The organism is Helicobacter winghamensis ATCC BAA-430 (assembly GCF_028751035.1).
In the GTDB taxonomy this organism is placed as follows: domain Bacteria; phylum Campylobacterota; class Campylobacteria; order Campylobacterales; family Helicobacteraceae; genus Helicobacter_D; species Helicobacter_D winghamensis.
This window is the reverse complement of record NZ_CP063533.1, coordinates 991,375-1,010,675: the sequence shown is the minus strand read 5'-3', so window position 1 is coordinate 1,010,675 and position 19,301 is coordinate 991,375. Positions and strand designations below refer to the sequence as shown.

At 34.0% G+C, this 19,301-nt stretch carries 22 protein-coding genes, 1 tRNA gene and 1 pseudogene; 17 read left to right on the top strand and 7 right to left on the bottom strand.

All coding sequences use genetic code 11. From position 1 onward, the window contains the following. Positions 1–52: 52 nt before the first annotated feature. The 12 genes from purL to IP358_RS05135 all read left to right on the top strand — a co-directional run bounded on the left by purL (position 53) and on the right by IP358_RS05135 (position 10,133). Positions 53–2,263, top strand: coding sequence for a phosphoribosylformylglycinamidine synthase subunit PurL (gene purL, locus IP358_RS05190; RefSeq protein ID WP_006802525.1), 2,211 nt, complete (start codon positions 53–55; stop codon positions 2,261–2,263). Beyond that, on the top strand, positions 2,238–2,681 hold the full coding sequence (locus IP358_RS05185; RefSeq protein ID WP_232086724.1) for a hypothetical protein: 444 nt from the start codon (positions 2,238–2,240) through the stop codon (positions 2,679–2,681). Before purL ends, IP358_RS05185 begins: the two co-directional genes overlap by 26 nt. A gap of 11 nt (positions 2,682–2,692) precedes the next feature. Continuing rightward, on the top strand, positions 2,693–3,364 hold the full coding sequence (locus IP358_RS05180) for an AzlC family ABC transporter permease (protein ID WP_006802523.1): 672 nt from the start codon (positions 2,693–2,695) through the stop codon (positions 3,362–3,364). A gap of 3 nt (positions 3,365–3,367) precedes the next feature. Then, on the top strand, positions 3,368–3,697 hold the full coding sequence (locus IP358_RS05175) for a branched-chain amino acid transporter permease (RefSeq protein WP_006802522.1): 330 nt from the start codon (positions 3,368–3,370) through the stop codon (positions 3,695–3,697). Positions 3,698–3,710: 13 nt separating this feature from the next. Then, positions 3,711–4,058, top strand: a complete 348-nt coding sequence (locus IP358_RS05170; protein WP_006802521.1) for an arsenate reductase family protein — start codon at positions 3,711–3,713, stop codon at positions 4,056–4,058. Beyond that, a complete protein-coding gene (locus tag IP358_RS05165; protein WP_006802520.1) occupies positions 4,058–5,398 on the top strand; it encodes an SH3 domain-containing C40 family peptidase in 1,341 nt (446 codons plus the stop codon). Before IP358_RS05170 ends, IP358_RS05165 begins: the two co-directional genes overlap by 1 nt. Before the next feature lies 1 nt (position 5,399). Next, positions 5,400–6,146 carry a metal ABC transporter ATP-binding protein gene (locus IP358_RS05160; protein WP_006802519.1) on the top strand — a complete coding sequence of 249 codons (747 nt, stop codon included), beginning with the start codon at positions 5,400–5,402 and terminating at the stop codon, positions 6,144–6,146. After that, the gene (locus tag IP358_RS05155; protein WP_006802518.1) at positions 6,146–7,501 is read left to right on the top strand and encodes an FAD-dependent oxidoreductase; all 1,356 of its coding nucleotides are present in this window, start codon (positions 6,146–6,148) and stop codon (positions 7,499–7,501) included. The genes IP358_RS05160 and IP358_RS05155 overlap by 1 nt, the downstream gene beginning before the upstream one ends. Then, positions 7,494–8,315, top strand: a complete 822-nt coding sequence (locus IP358_RS05150) for a metal ABC transporter permease (RefSeq protein ID WP_006802517.1) — start codon at positions 7,494–7,496, stop codon at positions 8,313–8,315. The genes IP358_RS05155 and IP358_RS05150 overlap by 8 nt, the downstream gene beginning before the upstream one ends. A 13-nt stretch (positions 8,316–8,328) precedes the next feature. Then, positions 8,329–8,526, top strand: coding sequence for a DUF5408 family protein (locus IP358_RS05145; protein WP_006802516.1), 198 nt, complete (start codon positions 8,329–8,331; stop codon positions 8,524–8,526). Between the two features lie 112 nt (positions 8,527–8,638). Next, positions 8,639–8,725 (top strand) — tRNA-Leu (locus IP358_RS05140). 328 nt (positions 8,726–9,053) lie between these two features. Further along, entirely contained in the window at positions 9,054–10,133 is a 1,080-nt protein-coding gene (locus IP358_RS05135; RefSeq protein WP_370525612.1) for a hypothetical protein, read from the top strand. A gap of 205 nt (positions 10,134–10,338) precedes the next feature. On the opposite strand, the gene IP358_RS05130 is transcribed toward IP358_RS05135, so the two are convergent. From IP358_RS05130 to IP358_RS05105, 6 genes and pseudogenes are all read right to left on the bottom strand, one after another. After that, positions 10,339–11,478, bottom strand: a complete 1,140-nt coding sequence (locus IP358_RS05130; RefSeq protein WP_006802514.1) for a phage minor head protein — start codon at positions 11,476–11,478, stop codon at positions 10,339–10,341. Continuing rightward, entirely contained in the window at positions 11,471–12,859 is a 1,389-nt protein-coding gene (locus IP358_RS05125) for a phage portal protein family protein (protein WP_006802513.1), read from the bottom strand. The genes IP358_RS05130 and IP358_RS05125 overlap by 8 nt, the downstream gene beginning before the upstream one ends. Continuing rightward, positions 12,856–14,385: a phage terminase large subunit gene (gene terL / locus IP358_RS05120; protein ID WP_006802512.1), complete on the bottom strand. Its 1,530-nt coding sequence runs from the start codon at positions 14,383–14,385 to the stop codon at positions 12,856–12,858. Before terL ends, IP358_RS05125 begins: the two co-directional genes overlap by 4 nt. Before the next feature lie 86 nt (positions 14,386–14,471). Next, positions 14,472–14,723 carry a hypothetical protein gene (locus IP358_RS05115; protein WP_006802511.1) on the bottom strand — a complete coding sequence of 84 codons (252 nt, stop codon included), beginning with the start codon at positions 14,721–14,723 and terminating at the stop codon, positions 14,472–14,474. Then, on the bottom strand, positions 14,710–15,063 hold the full coding sequence (locus IP358_RS05110; protein ID WP_006802510.1) for a hypothetical protein: 354 nt from the start codon (positions 15,061–15,063) through the stop codon (positions 14,710–14,712). Before IP358_RS05110 ends, IP358_RS05115 begins: the two co-directional genes overlap by 14 nt. Positions 15,064–15,072: 9 nt before the next feature. Next, a pseudogene (locus IP358_RS05105) lies at positions 15,073–15,198 on the bottom strand (peptidase M15 family protein); the annotation flags it as partial. A 23-nt stretch (positions 15,199–15,221) separates the two neighbouring features. Here IP358_RS05105 and IP358_RS05100 point away from each other — a divergent pair. From IP358_RS05100 to IP358_RS05080, 5 genes are all read left to right on the top strand, one after another. Continuing rightward, on the top strand, positions 15,222–16,523 hold the full coding sequence (locus tag IP358_RS05100) for a phage tail tape measure protein (protein ID WP_006802509.1): 1,302 nt from the start codon (positions 15,222–15,224) through the stop codon (positions 16,521–16,523). A gap of 1 nt (position 16,524) precedes the next feature. Continuing rightward, on the top strand, positions 16,525–16,896 hold the full coding sequence (locus IP358_RS05095; protein ID WP_006802508.1) for a phage tail protein: 372 nt from the start codon (positions 16,525–16,527) through the stop codon (positions 16,894–16,896). Next, positions 16,889–17,080 (top strand): tail protein X, encoded by a 192-nt coding sequence (locus IP358_RS05090; RefSeq protein WP_006802507.1) that lies wholly within the window; start codon positions 16,889–16,891, stop codon positions 17,078–17,080. Before IP358_RS05095 ends, IP358_RS05090 begins: the two co-directional genes overlap by 8 nt. Continuing rightward, positions 17,074–18,042, top strand: a complete 969-nt coding sequence (locus tag IP358_RS05085; RefSeq protein ID WP_006802505.1) for a phage late control D family protein — start codon at positions 17,074–17,076, stop codon at positions 18,040–18,042. The genes IP358_RS05090 and IP358_RS05085 overlap by 7 nt, the downstream gene beginning before the upstream one ends. Before the next feature lie 95 nt (positions 18,043–18,137). Next, positions 18,138–18,929 (top strand): DNA adenine methylase, encoded by a 792-nt coding sequence (locus tag IP358_RS05080; protein WP_006802504.1) that lies wholly within the window; start codon positions 18,138–18,140, stop codon positions 18,927–18,929. Positions 18,930–18,948: 19 nt separating this feature from the next. Here the strand turns inward: IP358_RS05080 and IP358_RS05075 are convergent, their stop codons facing one another. After that, on the bottom strand, positions 18,949–19,251 hold the full coding sequence (locus IP358_RS05075) for a hypothetical protein (protein ID WP_006802503.1): 303 nt from the start codon (positions 19,249–19,251) through the stop codon (positions 18,949–18,951). Between the last annotated feature and the right edge of the window lie 50 nt (positions 19,252–19,301).

The following is a 19,301-nucleotide window of genomic DNA, read 5'->3' as shown; positions in this document are numbered from 1 at the left end:
TGTTAAACTTTCAGTTATTTTGTAAATTTTACACACAAATAAGGAAGTAAAAATGGATAACCTATCGCAAGTTTTAAAGCAGCACAAGCTAACACAAGAGGATTATGTAAAGATTTTAGATATTTTAGGGCGTGAGCCAAATCTTGTAGAGCTTGGAATTTTTTCAGCAATGTGGAGTGAGCATTGCAGTTATAAATCTAGCAAAATCTATTTAAATGGTTTTCCAACGCGCGCTCCTTGGGTAATTCAAGGTCCGGGCGAGAATGCAGGTGTAATTGATATTGGGGGCGGATATGGTGCAGTGTTTAAAATGGAATCGCATAATCATCCAAGCTTTATTGAGCCTTATGCTGGGGCTGCAACGGGAGTTGGGGGAATTATGCGTGATATTTTCACAATGGGAGCTAGAGTTGTTGCAAGCTTAAATTCTATCCGTTTTGGGGATATTACAAGGCGTGATTCCATAGGTGCAAAACATCGGTATTTATTGCGCGGTGTTGTAGCAGGGATTGGCGGTTATGGGAATTGTATGGGGGTGCCGACAATTGGTGGAGAGATGAGTTTTGAGCCAAGTTATGAGGGCAATATTTTAGTCAATGCCTTTTCGTTAGGGATTGTGAAAAATGATGCAATTTTTTATGGAAAGGCAAGTGGGGTGGGGAATCCGGTGATTTATGTGGGGTCAAAAACAGGGCGTGATGGTTTAGGGGGGGCTGTTATGAGTAGTGATTCCTTTAGTGAGGATTCAAAAGCTTTGCGCCCAACCGTGCAAGTGGGTGATCCTTTCACAGAAAAACTTTTGCTAGAAGCGTGTTTGGAGCTTTTTAAAGCAGATTTAATAGTTGGAATCCAAGATATGGGAGCAGCAGGGCTTACAAGCTCCAGCTTTGAAATGGCAGGCAGAAGTGGCAGTGGAATGATTATGTATTTAGATAAAGTGCCAATGCGTGAGAGTGGAATGACGCCTTATGAGCTAATGTTGAGTGAGAGTCAAGAGAGAATGCTAATTTGTGCGAAAAAAGGTTGTGAAGCACAGATTATGGAGATTTTTAAAAAGTGGGAGCTTGATTGCGCGATTATTGGGGAAGTTACAAATAGTGGCAAAATGGAGTTATTTTGGCATAATGAAAAATGCGCAGAGATTCCTATTGCTCCGCTTAGCGAAAAAGCGCCGATTTTAAAACGCCCTGTAAGTGAGAATCCTAGCTATTTGGATTCTATAGAAATATTAGATGTAGAAAAATTAGAATCTAAAAATAAAAATGAAGTGTTTAAAACGCTTTTTAGCAGCCCTGAAGTGTGCGATAAGGAATGGGTGTATTCACAATATGATTGTAGCGTGCAGACAAATACTATTGTGCCAAGTGGCGCGGGTGGGGCTAGTGTGATACGCGTTAAAGAAAATGGTAAAGGGCTTGCAATGAGCGTGGCGTGCCAACCAAGACTTTGTTATTTAAATCCAAAAGAGGGCGCAAAGCAAGCGGTGGCAAAAGTGGGGAGAGATATTGCATTACGCTCTGGTAGGGCTTTAGCGATTACAGATTGTTTAAACTTTGGAAGTCCAGAAAACCCTGAAGTAATGTGGCAGTTTAAAGAAGCGTGCGAGGGGATAAAAGAGGCGTGTAAGGCTTTAAATACTCCTGTTGTTAGTGGAAATGTGAGTTTGTATAACCAAACAAACGGCAAGGATATTTATCCCACGCCAAGTATTGCCGCAGTTGGGGTTGTGGATAATATCCATAGTGTTTTGCATGGAGAGTTTAATAAAGAAGGCTTAGAAGTGTATTTGCTAAAATCTAAAAGCATTGCTCCTAACTTTGGAGCAAGCTTGGTGGCAAAATACTTTGGAAACTCCATTAAGAGTGAGATTGCAGAGATTTCTTTAAGTGATGAGTTGTATTTATGGAGTGTGCTAAATTTAGCAAATGAACGCGGAATCCTAAATGCAGCTGTTGATGTGTATCAAGGGGGCGTTGCTGTGGCACTTGCTAAGGCTTGTGTGCGTGGAAATATAGGCTGTGAAGCAGTAGGGAATTTAGGCTTTAAAACACTCTTAGGAGAAGCCCCCACACAGGTTTTAGTGGCATTGGAATCTAAAAAGATTGGAGAGCTAGAAGCAATGCTAGGGGATTCTAATTTAGAGTTAATTAAGATTGCAAGGCTTGGAGGAGAAAATCTAGCTCTTGATGAAATTACGATTCCATTACAAGAAGCAAAAGAAATGTTTTATGGAGCATTTGAAAAAATTATTGAAACACTTTAGGAATTTTCAAAAAGTTAGAATCGGATTTTTTGCGTGTTGTGTGTTTTTTCAAGCAAATGCAATGGATTTTGAGACTTTTTATCAGCAAGTGCATAAGCAAACTTTAGAGCGTAATTTTGTGCGTTTTAGGAATCGTGTGCTTGTGAGTGTTGATGCTTATCATTTACTTCCTTTAAAAGAGAAGGAAGTTTTAAATCAATTTTATCCTTTGGTGCTTGTGTTTGATAGGATAGATCGGTTTATTTATTTTAATGAGCAAAGTGGAGTTGGAGTTTCAACGCAAAGGGGAAGTCATTTGCAATTTGATATTGCTTATTATGAAACTTTAAAAGACATTGGAATGGGTGAGAAAATCCGAGCAATGTGTGTTTTGCCCTATTTTGATAAGTGCATTTTGCTTGGGTTTGAAATGTTTTAGGTTGTTAGTAAATGTTTTTTAGAAGTTTTGTGCAGACTTTACCGGTATTAATGGGGTATTTGCCACTTGGGGCTACTTTTGGAATTTTGTATGCAAACTTGCATTTGCCTTGGTATTATGGGATTTTAAGTGCGATTGTGATTTTTGCAGGAGCTGGGCAGTTTTTGCTTGTTTCGCTTTTAGCGGCGCACGCTGGGCTTTTTGAGATAGCAATTGCTTCATTTTTGTTAAACATTAGGCATCTTTTTTATGCGCTCTCTATTACAGATGAAATTAAGAATTTTGGACTTAGCAAATACTATGTGTTGTTTGGGCTAACAGATGAAACTTTTGCGCTATTAAAGAGTAATCAAGCAAGTTTAAATCCTAAAACAATGGAGAAAAGCTATTTTTATATCACGCTTTTAGATCATTTTTATTGGATCATTGGCTGTGGGCTTGGAATCTTTTTAGGGGGATATTTTGCGTTAAATCCTAAGGGGATAGAGTTTGTACTGACGGCACTTTTTAGTGTGCTAACGCTTGCGTTGATACAAAATTCTAAATTAAAAGCCCCCTTTTATATTGCTTGTGTGCTTGGGGTTTTTGGTTTAATTTTCTTTCCAAAAGAGAACTTTTTGCCATTAAGTATTCTTTGTGGAATTGTGATTTTGCTTGTTTTAAGGCGCTGGATAAGGGTTTAGGAAATGGAATTAGAATTAAGCCATTGGTATATTTTTGGTGCGATTTTAGCAGCAGCAGTTGGCACGGCTTTGACTAGATTTTTACCCTTTTTTGTGTTAAAAAACAGCACAGATGCTCCGCTTTTGCGTTATTTGCAACTTACAATGCCCTTGCTTATAATGGCGCTTTTAGTGTTTTTTACGCTAAAAGATACAGAGTGGAGTGCGCATTATGGAATCTATGAATTAGGTGGAATTGCTTGTGTGGTGGTATGTTTTTTGTGGAGTAAAAATGTGATTTTAAGTATGTTTGCAGGTATGATTGTTTATATGGTTACGATAAATTTTTTTTAATAAGGAATCTAAAATGATAAAAATGTATGGAATTAAAAATTGCGGAAGCGTGAAAAAAGCAATGGTATTTTTGGAATCTCAAGGGGTAGAGTATGAATTTATAGATTTTAAAAAAGAATTTCCAAGTGTTGAAAAAATAGAGCATTGGCTAAAATTTGTTCCCTTAAATATTTTGTGTAATTCTAAAGGCACAACCTATAAAAAACTAGGATTAAAAGAAAAAAATTTAGACGAAAAAGGAATCAAACGCTATTTGGCGGAAGTGCCAACGCTAATTAAACGCCCGATTATTGAATATGATGATACAAAGGTTATTGTGGGATTTGATGAAAATCTTTATAAAGAGATTTGGGGTAAATAATGCACAAGCGATTCTTTGTTTTCTTTGTCTTTGCGCTAGTTTTTTTAGGTTGCGCTAAAAAGGATTTAGAGCCTATTAGTCTTGTTTTGCCAAAGCAGGATTTAAGAGAGTTTGTTAAAGATTTTGAAGTTTTAGAAAATATGGAATCCAAAAAGCAAGAATATTTAAAACATTTCTTTAGCCCTTGGGAGAAAAAGGTACGCCTCAAAGCAAAAGATGTGCAATGGGGATTACAAGCAGCGTATGCAAAGCAAGGCTTTGGGGAGAATTTAGATCCTTATAGTATTAATGAAATTAAAGCATTAGAGTTAGAAGCGAATTTTAAGACATTTCCAAGTGTGAAAAAGCCTGCAATTATTACAAGAAGCACGAATTTACGCGTGCTACCTACGAATAAACCACGCTTTTTAAATCCCAAACTTGCAGGTGAGGGATTCCCTTTTGATTATTGGCAAAATTCCTATATTTATTTAGGCACACCTGTTTTAATCACGCATTATTCTCATTCTAAAGCGTGGGCTTATGTGGAGAGTGGGTTTGTGAGTGGTTGGGTGAATGTGCTTGATGTTGGAATCTTGGATAATAGACAAATTAAGAACTTTAAAAATATAAAGGATTTTTTGGTTGTAAAGCAAGATTACACACCGCTTAAAAACACGCATAAGGAATTTTTGGAAAATGCAAGGATTGGAATGCTTTTGCCACTAGTTGGAAGCACAAAAACAGAGTATGAAACAGAAATTTATGTGCGTGATAAGCGCGGATATGCACACGCACAAAGAATCGCGCTAGAGCAAAAAAACTTTGCAAAGTTTCCTATGGAGTTTTCAAGCGCAAATGTTGCGACTTTAGCGCAAGGATTAATGGGTGAGAAATATGGTTGGGGCGGAATGTTTGGAAATAGAGATTGTTCAATGTTTTTGCGCGATGTGTTAGGAAATTTTGGGTTTTATTTGCTTAGAAACTCACAAGCGCAAATGCATCAAAACAGAGAACAAAAAAGTATTCTTTACAAGGATATTAGCAAACAAAATCCACAAGAAAAAAAGGATTCCATTAAAAAATACGGAATCCCATTTGCAACTTTGCTAGGAATGAAGGGGCATATTATGCTCTATTTGGGCGAAAAAAATGGGGAGATTTATGTTTTGCACGATATATGGGGATTAAGAACGCTACAAAATGAAACACAAGAAGGGAGAAAAGTTTTAGGAAAAATTGTAATAACTTCACTTGAAGTTGGTAAGGGCACAAAAGATATAAAGCAAGATGAACTCTTGCTTTATCGGCTTTATGGAATGCGGAATCTATTTTCAAAAGAGTTGCAAGAGAGCAAATAAAATGGCACAAGAAAAAATTATTGAATGTAAAAATGTTAAATTTTATTTTACCAAAGAGAGAATTTTATATAATGTGAATTGGACGATTTTTAAAGGGGATTTTTGGGCAATTATTGGTCCAAATGGCGGTGGCAAAAGCACATTAGCGCGCCTTTTAGTAGGACTTTTAAAGCCAAGCGCTGGAGAGATTATTAAGGATTCTAGCTTGCGCATAGGCTATGTGCCTCAAAACACTTTTTTAAATCGTCATTTTCCTATAACCGCTCTTGAAGTGGTGATGATGGGATTTTTAAAACCTGGACTTTTTGGGGGAAGTTTGCCAAAAAATGCAAAGAAAATCGCAATGGATCTTTTAGCAAAGTTTTCAATGGAATCTTTTGCGTATAAAAAGATTGGAGAACTCTCCGGTGGGCAAAGACAGCGAGTTTTGATTGCTAGAGCATTGTGTGGGAATCCAAATTTATTAGTTTTAGATGAACCAACGGCAAGTATTGATCCAAAAAGTCAAAAAGAAATTTATCATTTGTTGCAGCAAATCAATCAAGAAAAGACTATAATAATGATAAGCCATGATGTGTCTGTCTTGCTTGGGTATGCAAAAAAAGTTTTGTATGTTAATAAAGAAGTTACGGTGCATGATTTGCCAAATAACATAAAAACCGCTTGCAATACAAATGCTTATGAAGAGCATTTTTGTGAGGTGGAGATGCTTATGGGCTTATGGCACTCTAAATTAGGAGAAAAATAATGAACAATTCTTATGATGTGGCGATAATTGGAGCAGGGATTTCTGGAAGTGCGTTGTTTTATGTCTTAACACAATATACAGATATTAAGAAAGTGGCACTTTTAGAAAAATACGCACAACCAGCAACACTAAGCTCTAGCGGAAATAATAACTCCCAAACAATTCATGCTGGGGATATTGAAACAAATTATACATTTGAAAAGGCAAAAAAGGTTTCGCGCGCTGCAAAGCTCATAGAATCCTATGCTTTGTATCATAAGTTGCAAAATAAAAGTATTTTTGAATACCAAAAAATGGCAATTGGCGTTGGAGATAAAGAGGTAGAGTTTATGCAAAAACGCCACGAAGAGTTTAAAGAAATTTATCCAGAGTTAGAATTTTTCACAAAAGAGACTTTAAAAGAGATTGAGCCAAATGTTGTTAAACTGGCAGATGGTAGTGATAGACCTGAAAATATCGTAGGTTCTGGTATGCGTAAGAGCTTCTGTGCGATGAATTTTTGTTCAGTGGCAACACATATGATTGAACAATCCTTAGGTGGAGAGCATTCTGTAATTTTTAATTATCCTGTTACAAGCATTACCTTGCAAAATGATGGACGCTATTTAATCCGCGCTCAAGGCAAAGAAGCCATTAGCGCTTCATTTGTACTAGTTGATGCTGGAGCGCATTCTTTGTTTTTAGCGCAAAATATGGGCTATGGATTAGATCTTGGTTGTTTGCCTGTTTCTGGGAGTTTTTACTTTATACCAGGAGATAAATTAAGAGGCAAAGTTTATACTGTGCAAAATCCTAAACTCCCTTTTGCAGCAATCCACGGAGATCCTGATGTTGTAGCAAGTGGGAAGAATCGCTTAGGACCAACAGCACTTGCTTTACCTAAGCTAGAACGCTTCAAAAGCGGAACTTATTTAGATTTTATGAAAGTTTTTGGATTTGGTAGTGCAACAACAAAAATTATGTGGGATTTATTCTCTGATAAGGAAATCCGCGATTATATCTTTAGAAATTTCTTATATGAGATTCCAAGCATTGGTAAAAAGTATTTTTGGGAAGAAGCTAAAAAGATTATTCCATCAATCCAAATCGAGGATTTAACTTATGCAGAAGGATTTGGTGGAATTAGACCTCAAGTTTTGGATAAAAATCTTAAAAAGCTTGTGTTAGGCGAGAAAAAAATTAAGAGTAACAAGGGGATCACATTTAATATGACTCCAAGTCCGGGAGCTACTAGTTGTATGCGTAATGCCTTGATTGATATGCTAGAGATTACAGAATATTTAAACGCAGAAGTAAAAATGGATAGAATTAAAGCAGAGCTAAACGAAGAAAGTTTGGAGTGGTTAGTTGATTAGTGCGCTTTCTTATATTTTTGTGCAAAATGCGTTTATTGGGGCATTTTTTACAAGTATAATTTGTGGAATCATTGGCACACTTGCGGTTGCAAATCGTATGGTTTTCATTGCAGGTGGAATTGCGCATAGTGTGTATGGTGGTGTTGGAATTGCGGCATTTTTTGGCTTGCCTATTTTAGTGGGTGCGACAGGCTTTAGTGTGTTTTGTGCTGTGATTTTGGCTTATATGGTTTTATACGCTAAGGAACGTTTGGATTCTTTAATCGGCTCTTTGTGGGCTTTTGGCATGGCTCTTGGCGTGATTTTAGTAGAACTCACGCCGGGCTATAGTAAGGACTTTATGGGATATTTATTTGGAAGTATTTTAAGTATCACGCAAAGTGATATTATAGTAATGGCTAGCTTTAGTTTATTTTTGCTGGCATTTATTGCGTTAAATTATCGCGTGATTTTAGGAATTTCTTATGATGATGAATTTACGCAGCTTCAGGGGATTAACACGCGCTTTTTCAGTATTATGCTAATGGTATTAATTGCTATTGGAATCGTGATTTCTATGCGCTCTGTTGGGATTATTTTAATTATTGCGCTTTTAAGCATTCCGGCGTATTGCAGTGAGATTTTAACAACTTCGCTTGCTAAGATGATGCTTTTAGCGAGTGTGATTTCTTTTATTGCTATGCTAGGTGGAATCGTTATTGCGTATTATTATGATTTGCAAGCTGGAGCAAGTATTGTTATGGTTTTAGCATTGTTTTCTTTTGTTTTAGCATTTTATCATCGCTTTTTTAGTGCCAAAGCACAATATATTTAACAAGGAATCTAAAATGCAAGAGATAGAACAAGCGCAAAATACTGCAAAAAGGGCGGTCAAAATCGCACTTATTGCTTGTGTGATTACAATCTTGTTTGCAACGCTTAGTCTTTGGGTGTTGTTAAACCAAATCACTGCCACTGCAAACTTAACAAAAATGCAAAAAGTACAAGAAGCACGCCTAGAGAAACTAGAAAGCATACAGAAATAATTTTTTGGATTTCATTTTTTAGCTTTTTTGTATGATATTTTGTAGATTCTATTATTTTGGATAATTTTTAAGTTAATCTTTTATTTTACTTGGATATAATTTCGCTTTCAATGCCGGGGTGGTGAAATTGGTAGACGCGCCAGACTCAAAATCTGGTGGGGGCAACCCCGTGTCGGTTCGATTCCGACTCTCGGCACCATTATTTAACTTTAGCCATTCTTTTAAATACATTTCTTAGACTCGTGATTTTAAACACATCTCTTACAATCTTTCATATTGTTATTTTTTAAATTCGTTACCAAATGTAACTTCTAAATTAAATTTATAAAATATACTTAATCTTTTTTATAAAACTTAATAAATCCCTATAATATGGAATAATTTTAAAATTAATTCCTTACATAATAAAAAATAATTTTTATTTAATCTAAAAAAAGAGTAACAACATCACTTAAATTTTAAAAGGATTTATTATAAAATGGCAGGGTTTAAAATAAAAATCACACTTTAAACAAAGGAGAAAAACAATGGAAAAAACATTGAATAATCATTCTAGTATGATTGATATTCCTGCGGGGGGGGGGGCATTTAAGAGATATTTAAATCCATTTACTAGCAAGGCAATTTATTATAGCGTTCTTGCAACTTCACTTTCTACTTTTATCTTTCACTCACAAGCTTATGCACAATCAAATAATGAAAAATCTGTTCCACAAATTATTGCTTTAAATGTTACGCAAAATCCTTTAGCAAAACCTCAGGCAATATTGAAAGATAATATTAGTCTTGATGCAACACATAATGGTGTAATAGGTAGTAAGGATGCTCCTGTTGATTTTTCTATTGAAGAAAAGGATAAAGACAAGACTACAACTACTTTCAAAGAAAATACTTATTTAGGTAGCCTTGCTTTTAATAAAACGGGGTATGTCGAAGAAGATGAAAACGAAACTTTATCTCCAACAACAATTAAATTTGGCAAAGAGCTTTCAATAAACGAAATTAAGACTATAGAAAATACAATTATTGAGATTAAGGATTGGAATAGCTTAGAGTCTGTAAAAAATGAGATAACGCACTGGCTTGAAAATAGTCAATCTAATGAAAAAGCAAGGGCTAAAGGCTTAAGGTTGGTAGGTGAAAAGGATTCTGCTTTATCAATTGGTAAAATTAATAATAAAAATTATATAGAAATTAAAGCTGATACTCTTAATATAGAAGAAGGAATAATAACCAATGGTACTGGGGCTACTAATATTGAATTTACAAAGGGAGAAATAAAGGGAGAAAACATTGGTATACCAATAAAACTTTCTTGTAATTTAACGCATTGTGATTTGATTCCAATGTATATAAAAACTCAAGAAGGAATAATTTCTGCAAAAATAAATAATAGTGGGCTTGCGGATATAAAAATAATTTTAGATGGTGGAGGAAAAATTACTGGCGATATATCTTTAGAAAACAACAAGAAAACTATTGGTTTTAGTTCAGTAAATTCTCCGTATGTTAATGATGTGAGTATAGCAAGCATTTTTTTAGGGAATGGAGAAATGTCTGGAAAAATAAATGTGGAAGATAATAATTTACTTTTTCTAACTTTATAAAAAGTAGCGTAAAGAATCAAAGTGGGGAAAAAGATTATAAAAGAGCGATAGGGTGGGAGTTTGTTTGGGTTTTCTTAAAAATCAAAGTGGGTAATTTTGCTTTACATTACTTGATAGTCTGCTTTATATTTGCTTTGCATTTGCTTGATACTTACTTTACAAATAGCTTTTAAAAGCCTATTAAACGCTATTTAAAAGATTTTAATTAGATAATTGCTCGCAACACTCTACCTTTTATTAACATCAATTCTTGTGTTTCGCTGATATGGAGCTGATAGCTTTTGTAGTCTTTATTTACGCTTATGATTTCTAGAATATTATCAAAAGGGTTTAGCTGTAAAAGCTTTACCATTAGTTGATTTGCGTAGTTTATAATATACGTAAAGCCCTCATATCTAGGGTCATTTTCCATACTTAATCTAATTTCATCAGGATCATTTACAAGCTTTGGTAAATAATCAATATAAAAATGGCGGTTTTGCTTTTTGATTTTAGTGGTTTGCTTCTTTTTATCAAAGAAAAAATCATCATCTAGGCTTATCACATCGCCTATTTTATCTACAAGTAAATCCCCTTGCTTTACCCCAAAGGCTTCATATACTTTAGCGATTAATTGTTTATCGCTTAAATTATCATAGCTTTGCACCTTTGGTAAATGCTCCAAGCTTTCATCTAAACTTATTCTAGTTTCTTTTGGGATTTGTGTGGAGCTTCTTTTGTCATAGCTAAAATTTTTAGAAGCAATGGGACGCGGATTTTTTAGAATTTTATATTTAGATTTTGCTTCTTTTTCACTCACTGCGATGACTTTACATTTACAATTATAATCATTGGGTGGAAAGGAGGTTCTCCAAAAAGGATCATCACGATGAATAGCGCAATTGTGCATTTTTTTATGTTCGCTTCTAGAATCTTCTAAAAGCGCGCATTTATAAACCCAATAAGTTTTATAAGAATAAGTGCTAAGTTGCTTTGCTCTAGCTTTTGCATAGGCACTTTGCATATTTGTAGTGTAGATTGTTTTTAATCTTTGTGGGTTTATATTTATTGTTCTTATTTCTCCTGTTTTTGGGTTTATAATCTCTTTTTTGCCATACCAACCCTTAGAGCTTAAAATTGCTTTTAAATTACCTTTAAACTCATCAAAACTTATTCCTTCTTTTATTGCTTTTTTTATCTCTTCGTGCAAATCATTTAAAACATCAGTTTTCATAATGCCTGCTGCTGTAAATGCTTTGTCGTGCGCTTCTTTTTTAATCTCGTGATATTTAAAGCTTGTTTTTAAGCCTTTGTTTTCTAGGTAGCTATAAGCTTCCTTAGGGGATAAACCAAACACATTATTCATTGCCAGTATCCAAAAGTGCCTGTATGTGAGCTAGAGCTATCTTTTTATTTAAAGCGTTGCGTAAAATTTCAAAGTCTAAATTAGGATATTCTTTGAAAATTCTTTCTTCTAGCTCCTCATAACTCTTACATTCTTCCCAAAACTTTTTAATTTTATTATAAATCTCTTCACTGATGTCTTCTTCTATATTTTCTCCCTCTCTTTCTATTTTATCCTTAGTCAAAGAGTTATTTTTCTCCAAAATTAGCTGATTAAATTCTTCACTTTGCACAACTTGCATTTCTTTTTTCTTTAATCCATCAATTTTAAATGTTTTTGCTAAAAACTCCACTGGGATTTCATAACCCATAGTAGAAAGAGTGCTATACACCCCTGCTAGATATGCTTCATCTACTTCTTTGTTGGTATCAAAGGTAAAATTAAAAGGAGCAGGATTTGCAAAGTTTAATTTTAAAACTTCATTTAAAAGCTTATTAGCAGAAACACTTAAAAGAAGTGTGTCCATTTCTCCTACACTGCTTCGGACTTCTTCATGCACATTGCCTAGTGCTTGTGTGCCATTTTGCACTGCATTTCCTGCTAAAACTTGTCCGCTAATAACTTTTGAAATCATTTCATCGCAATATCTTAAAAACTCTGTAAAGGTGGAAGTGGATAAACCAGAGTTTAGAAGCTCTAGCACATCTTCTTTGCCAAAAATTCCAACCGAAGAGCTTCTTAAATTATAAAGTTGTTCTAATAGCTCTTCAAGCTCCTTATCATTGGTAGCATTGTCTGTTTTTGCAATAATTGGGGGAACACTTAAATTGTCCAAATAAGCAATATTTTTACTCATAGCAAGCTGCTTTAAAACTGCGATAGAAACCACATTTAAAAAAAGTGCGCTTTCTAGTAGATTACCACTATCACTTGGGTGCAAATGTAAAAAGATATCTTTGCAATCTTGCACGATTAATTCTTCTGTGCCATTTTTAATCACTAAAATTTCTTTGTCATTTAGATTGAAAAATCTAGGGTTAATGTATTTTAAGCAAGGGAATACATTGGCACCTTTGACTTTCCATTCTATTAAAAATGCGCTAAATCCATACACTACTCCAGCACTAAGCTCATAAATAAAATGCCTAAAATCACTGCTTAACACATAGCGATTTAAAAACTCCCTTTGTGTTAAATCTTCACATTCTATATACATAGGATAAGAACACATTTTTATGCGCCTTTTATTCACTTCGCTAGCAATTTGTGGATCAAAACGCTTAAAGTAATCATAAATCCCTATGAGTTGCGAAAGGTTTTCACTGCTTAAAGCACCTGCTACACTTTCAAAATCTACGCTTGGAGCAACCTTAGCTTTAGAGTTTTTGTTTAATATTCTCATAAAAATCCTTTTTTAAAGCTTTTCTTTTTGAGCAAGCGGTTAATGGCTCTATAATCTGCAATTCCTGCAGAGCTAGCAATCCTAAAAGCCATTTCAGCAGAATCTAGCAAATCATCGTGTGCGGATTTTGGATAGGTTAGCATTTCTTCTATTAAAAGGTGGGAGTTTGGATCTATTAAGATTGTGCCATCGTTAATATAAGGAGCTAAACTATCAATTCTAAGTTCTTTTGCAACTTTGTTTTTAAGCTCACAAACGCTTAAGAGTATCCCAAGTTTTAATGCTTCTTCTTTTAGCTTATCTTTAAAAAACTCTTGAAAGGCTATGGTTTCAATTGCAATTTTGACAACCTTACCCTTACTTAAATACTTGATATAAAGTTTTAGTATGATATTTATCATTTTAGAGGGGGCTATTTTATAACCACTTGCTTTTAAGTGGAATTTGTTTTTATCTATTCTTTTGAGTTCAGAAATTGCAAAATAATCTCCTTTGGCTTTACCTAAAGCTGGATCAATCCCTAAAATCACAGAATCATAAATTAATTCTTCTTCGCTTAAAGTTTGATATTCGCTAAAGATAGCTGCTTCACTGCTTAAAGCTTTGTTTTGATATTCGCTATAAAAGCTTTCTTTATCTGCAAAATATTCTTTTAAAACTTCTATTTTATCCAAGTTTTCATCATCTAATAAAAAGCCTTTTAAATCACTTTTTAAAATATTGTCTTTATCTATTAAATCCAAACGCTCTGGAAAACTTAGCACTAAAGGAAAATCATAAATCAAAAAGCGTTTATCTCCATTTAAGCGATTAAGAAGGCTATCTTGGTGTAAGATTGTGCCAACCACTAGATAGAGAAAATCCTTTTGTGTTCTAGCAACTAATTTCAAAATGGCTTTATTGAACCATTTATAGAGTTTATCCCTTTGCGTTTTACTCTCAACATTCTCATCGTTTTCTATATCATCACAAATAATTAAATCAGGACGCTTTCCTAAATAGTTTGTCCCTCTAATCTTTTTGCCACTTCCAAAGGCTTTAATTTTTTTATAAACTCCAAAAGTATTAAATACTATAGAATCACTACTCCAAAGATCTCCTTGTGTGATTTCAAAATCAAAGATTAATTTTGCATTTTCTTCTAATTCTAATTTCAATGTTGCAATGCTTTCGCTTGCAATATCAAGAGTAGAAGAAATTACAATTGCGTATTGTTTTTGATTGCTTAAGAGTGCATAAAGCGTATAAAGGCGCACAAGAAGTGTTGTTTTAGCACTTCCACGATAAGACTTAAAACATAAATGATTATTCTTTTTAGAGAGTTTATCAATATTATCATAAACAAAATTTCTAAATTTGGAGCTTTCTTTTTGGATAAAATTAATATGGTGTGGGAAATATTCAAAGACAAAAGCTTTAAATCCACCTTCTAAAACTCTCTTAACTCTAGCCTTTTTGTCTTCTTTGTGATTAAATTTTAAAGACTTTAATCTCGCCTTTAAGACTCCAAGTTCTAATCTGTCCATTTAATACCCTTTAAAAGTCTTTAAAAGGCATTTAAAATCATTTAAAAACCTAGCACTAATACAAACTATCATTAAACTTGCTAAAATCATTTTTTAGCCTTTAAATTGTTTGAAGTGCAGCGCTTTGCAATGTCTTCAACTTCTAAATAATAAATGCTTATTTCTTTTGCGCTCTCTAGTGTGCCTTTATATGTAGGCTTTAGCGGAAGCTTCAAAGGGCAAAGTGTTGGTGTTAGCACTTCTTTATACTCTCTTTTGACAACTAGCTCTTTATTGGCGCAAGCGTTTAACAGCAAAGCTGTCATCACTAAAACAAGGAGTGTTTTATAGATTTTCATTTTTTGTTCCTAAAATGTTAAAAAGTTCTTTGTAAGCTTTCAATTTACTCTCACAGCTAGTGTCTTTTAAGAAGACTTTTTGCACCTTTGAAACTTCCGCTAAAGCCTCATTTTTTTCTTTTAAGTCTAAACGCACTTTAAGAATGGCTTTGTTTTGCTCTTGCAGTTTTAATTCTAATCCTTCTAGCTCGCTTTTGGTGTGCAATTCTTTTAATTTTAAAATTGCATTTTCATTTTTTAGGCTTTGATTGTGAAAATACAAAACTCCACTTAATAAGCCTAAAGCTACAACAAGACTGCTTTGCTTAAGAAACACGCTAAAAAGATTAGAAAAATTCATAGATTGCCTTTATTTGTATTCCCATCTTGCTTTTTTGCCTCTTGTGTCTAAATGCACAAAGCCCGCAAAAGGATTATTGGGATTCCTTTTAATAGCAATCCCTAAAGGTTCTTCTCCAAAAACTTCAAGCACGAAGAACCTTTAAGGCATTAACAGGTGTGCTATCTACCTTAAATAATGCAAGCGATGATGTAAAAAATCAATTCTTATCTTTAGGGCTTGTGCCAGAGCAACTAAGTGCTTATTTCAAACAAGATGCAGGGGAAGCTGTAAAAGTGCTTCTTAACCAAATAAAAACTTTGCCAAAAGATTCTATGACTGATTTTTTAAATTCTGTTTTTGGAACAGGTGCAGCAGGAATGATGCAAAATTTAGTGGATAATACAGGCAAATATGAAGAAGCCCTAAAGTCTTTAAGTGCTACTAAAATGGGAGGCTTAAATTCTGAGTTTAATAAGCTAAATTCTAGCACTAATGCAAACTTAGAAAAACTGACAACTTCTATTAGTAATCTAACAGCAAGTTTGGGTGCTGCTTTAGCCCCAGCTATTAGTATGATTGCTAAAACTTTGAGTGTTGTTGTTAATGCAATACGATGGTTTGTAGATACTTTTCCAAATTTAAGCGCAGCAATTGGAACTCTTGTAGTGGGTCTTATTGCATCTAGTGTTGCAATGACTGCTTTTAAGACAGGAATGCTCATAGCACGACTTGCAATGGCACAATTTGCTTTTTCTTTAAATGCAATCACTGCTGCTTTTAATATTCTAAAAATAGCATTTTTAACCAATCCTATTGGATTAATTTTAATAGCAATTGCTGGGATTGCAACTTTGGTGGTGTTAAATTGGGAAAGGGTTAAAACTTGGTTTATAGGTTTTATCAATTGGTTAAAGCCCTTGTGGCAACCTGTTGCAAATTTTGTAAAAGCAGTGTTTATGGGCTGGGTTAATGCGTTTAAGTATTTTGTAAATATTTTTAAAAGTTTAAGTGGTGGGGCGGCTAGTTTTTTTAAAGCAGTTTTTACTCCTATTAGAAATTTTTTTGTGGGTTTATTTTCTGGCATATTTGATTGGTTTTCTAAAAAAATAGAATGGGTAAGCCAGCAAATAGGAAAGCTAACAAGACTTGGAGGCAAAATTGCAAACTTTTTTGGCTTTGGAAAAGAGGAAGAATCGCAAAATAATACAAAGCAAGAAAAGAAAAAGGAAGAAAAAGCTTTAAATTCCACAAAAGGATATACAAAAGAGTTAAAAACTGCAAGTATCCCACCTATAAAAAATACTCAACAAAGCGTGAAAAATAGCTCTATAAGTGTGAATATCAATGGAACTTTTAACATTGCTACTCAAAATGGCGTATTTGATTTAGGAGCATTTGCAAAAGAAGTAGAAAGGGCAGTGATAGACGCAATTTCTAAAAACAACGACAAACAAAAACAAACCACAATTTGGGGGTAATATGATTTTTTCTTTAGGGGATTTTAAATTTAGCGCATTACACACAGATGAGCTTAGTATTAGTTTAGATTATGGCATAGGGAGTAATGAGCGTATCAATAATCACCCTTGTTTGTTTAATGCCAAAAAAGAAAGTCAAACTTTAAATATAAGTGGCAAAACAATTCCACTAAAAGATGGGAGCAACTATTTGGGCAAATTAAAAGAGATGGGAAGAAGTGGTAAGTCTTTTTCTCTTTGTTCTGCAAATGGGATTTATCACGGGAGATTTGCCATTAAGAGCATAGAAGAGAAACAAAGCACTTTTATAGAAGGAAGCGGATTTTTAGAGCAAAGCTTTAGTCTAAGTTTAGAAAGGGATTTTGATGAATAAAGTCTATATTGCAAAAGAGGGAGAGAGATTGGATAAAGTCGTGTATAACCATTATGGAAATTTAGAGTATTTTAATGCGGTGCTTGAAGTCAATCCTAAACTCACTCCACTTTTAAAAAATGGAGATAAAGTAATTTTTCCAAAAATAGAAATTAAAGAAAATAAAGAGGTAGCATTATGGTAAATAAGCCTTCCTTTAAACTTCTAGCCAAAGGCAAGGATATTACACAAAGAATACAAAAGAACCTTATTAGTCTTAGCTTTGAAGATAAGGCAAAAGATGAAAGCGATGAGATTAGCCTAACGCTTAATGGATTGTATGCAAGAGCGCCCTTTGGGGATAGTTTAGAATTATGGTTAGGGTATGAAGAGAGACTTAATAAATGTGGAACTTTCGCGCTTAATTCTTTTAGCAAAAATTATACAAGCAATATAACAGAAATTCGGGCAACTGCGATAAATTTTGCAAGCAATGTAAAGGTGAAAAAAGATAGAGCTTTTGAAAATACTAATCTAGCAGAAATTGCAAAAAAGATAGCACAAGAAAACAATCTAAGGCACAAGGTAGAAGTTTGCGCTAAAACTTTCATAAAATATGAACTTCAAAATAATATTAGCGATATGGAGTTTATCTATTCTTTGTGCGCTAAATATGGTTATTTAGCTTGCATTAAAGAGCAAACACTGATTATTATAGAGCAAAAAAGTGCGGCATTAGATGGGGAAAAAGGAGCAGCAACCAAAGGGGAGTCAAATCTCACTCACACACTAACTTTGGGTGATTTGTTTGATTTACAGATTAATATCAAAAATCGCAATAACTACACGGGCGTTAGAGTGAGCTATCAAGATATACAAAGTGGCACAATTAAAAGTGTGCTTTGTGGCAAAGAACACCTAGTGTATGAACTAAAAATTGCACCCGCTAAAAGCGAGAGTGAAGCATTAGCGCAAGGAATGGCAAAATTAAATCAATTAAATATTGGCGTATATGAAGGCTCATTTAGCACTAAGGGAGCTAATATAAGAGCAGGAGCAAATTTAATCATTAAAGGCATTTCTGAAAAGGCAACTTTTAGTATTAAAGATGTAAGGCACGAGTTAAATTCTAGTGGATATAGGATAAGCGTTAATTTTGAAGGTTAGAAGCAAAAAGCCACTAACCCTAGAAAACTAGCAAAAACATTATAGCTTTAAAATTGTATTTAAAGCTTATTAATTTCATTTTAAAAGGAGTTGCAATGGAAAATGCAAACTTTAAGATGAAAACTAGCACATTAAAACCACCATTTGCTTGGATAGGTGGGAAATCTAAATTGGCAAAAGAGATTATAGGGAAAATGCCCCATCATACTTGTTATTGTGAAGTCTTTGGAGGAAGCTTAGCAGTGCTTTATGCCAAAGAGCGTCCTTTTTCAAAATACAATGAGGTAATCAATGATGCCAATGAGGATTTAATCAATTTGCACAAAATCATTCAAACACGCCCGCAAAGCCTCCAAATAGAATTAAATAGAATGCTAAATGGGAGAGAATTTTTCTTAGACTCCATTTATAAAAAGCCGCGCAATGCAATAGAAAAAGCTGCACTTTATTATTATTCCATTGTGCATAGCTTTGGAGGGGCTAGAAATCATTATGCAATGTGCAAGAAAGCAAGAAGCCCAAAGAATATTTATAAGAGTTTTCAGGTGTATTCTAAAAGATTAAAGCCTGTGAGTATTGAGAGTTTAGACTTTAGAGAGTTTATCAAGCATTATGATAGTGATTCTACTTTGTTTTATGTAGATCCACCCTATGTTGGCACAGAGAGTTATTACAAAAATAAGAAGACCTTTGATAGAGAAGACCATAAGGATTTATGCAAACTCCTTAAAAATATCAAAGGTAAATTCATCTTAAGCTATAATGATTGTGAGTTAGTAAGAGAGCTTTATAAGGACTTTACAATAGAAGTATTAGAGACACATTATAAGTTTAATATGCAAACACAGAATGTGAAGAGAAATGAGCTTATTATTAGAAACTTTTAGGCACTTTAATGGTGCCTGCTTACTTAAAAGATTCTCTATAATAATCGCTAGATTCTACATAGACTAAAACCACACTTTTACAAAAGCAATTTTCTACTTCAATTTCAATTTTTTTAAAACCATCGCTAACTTTTGCATTCTTAATATCCTTATTGACTTCTTGCAAGGCAGTGATTAAAGCTTTCATCTCTTCTAGCGTTTGTAATCGGACATTTAAATTTTGATTGTAAGTGAAAAGAGTGTCGTCAATCTCTTCGTATCTTGTTAAAAGGATTCCTTCTAAATCCTCTCTTAGTGTTTCTTTCTTTATTAGGTTTTGCATTCTTTTTCCTTGTCTTTTAATGGGACAAAGATAACTTTCCTAAGCTTAGT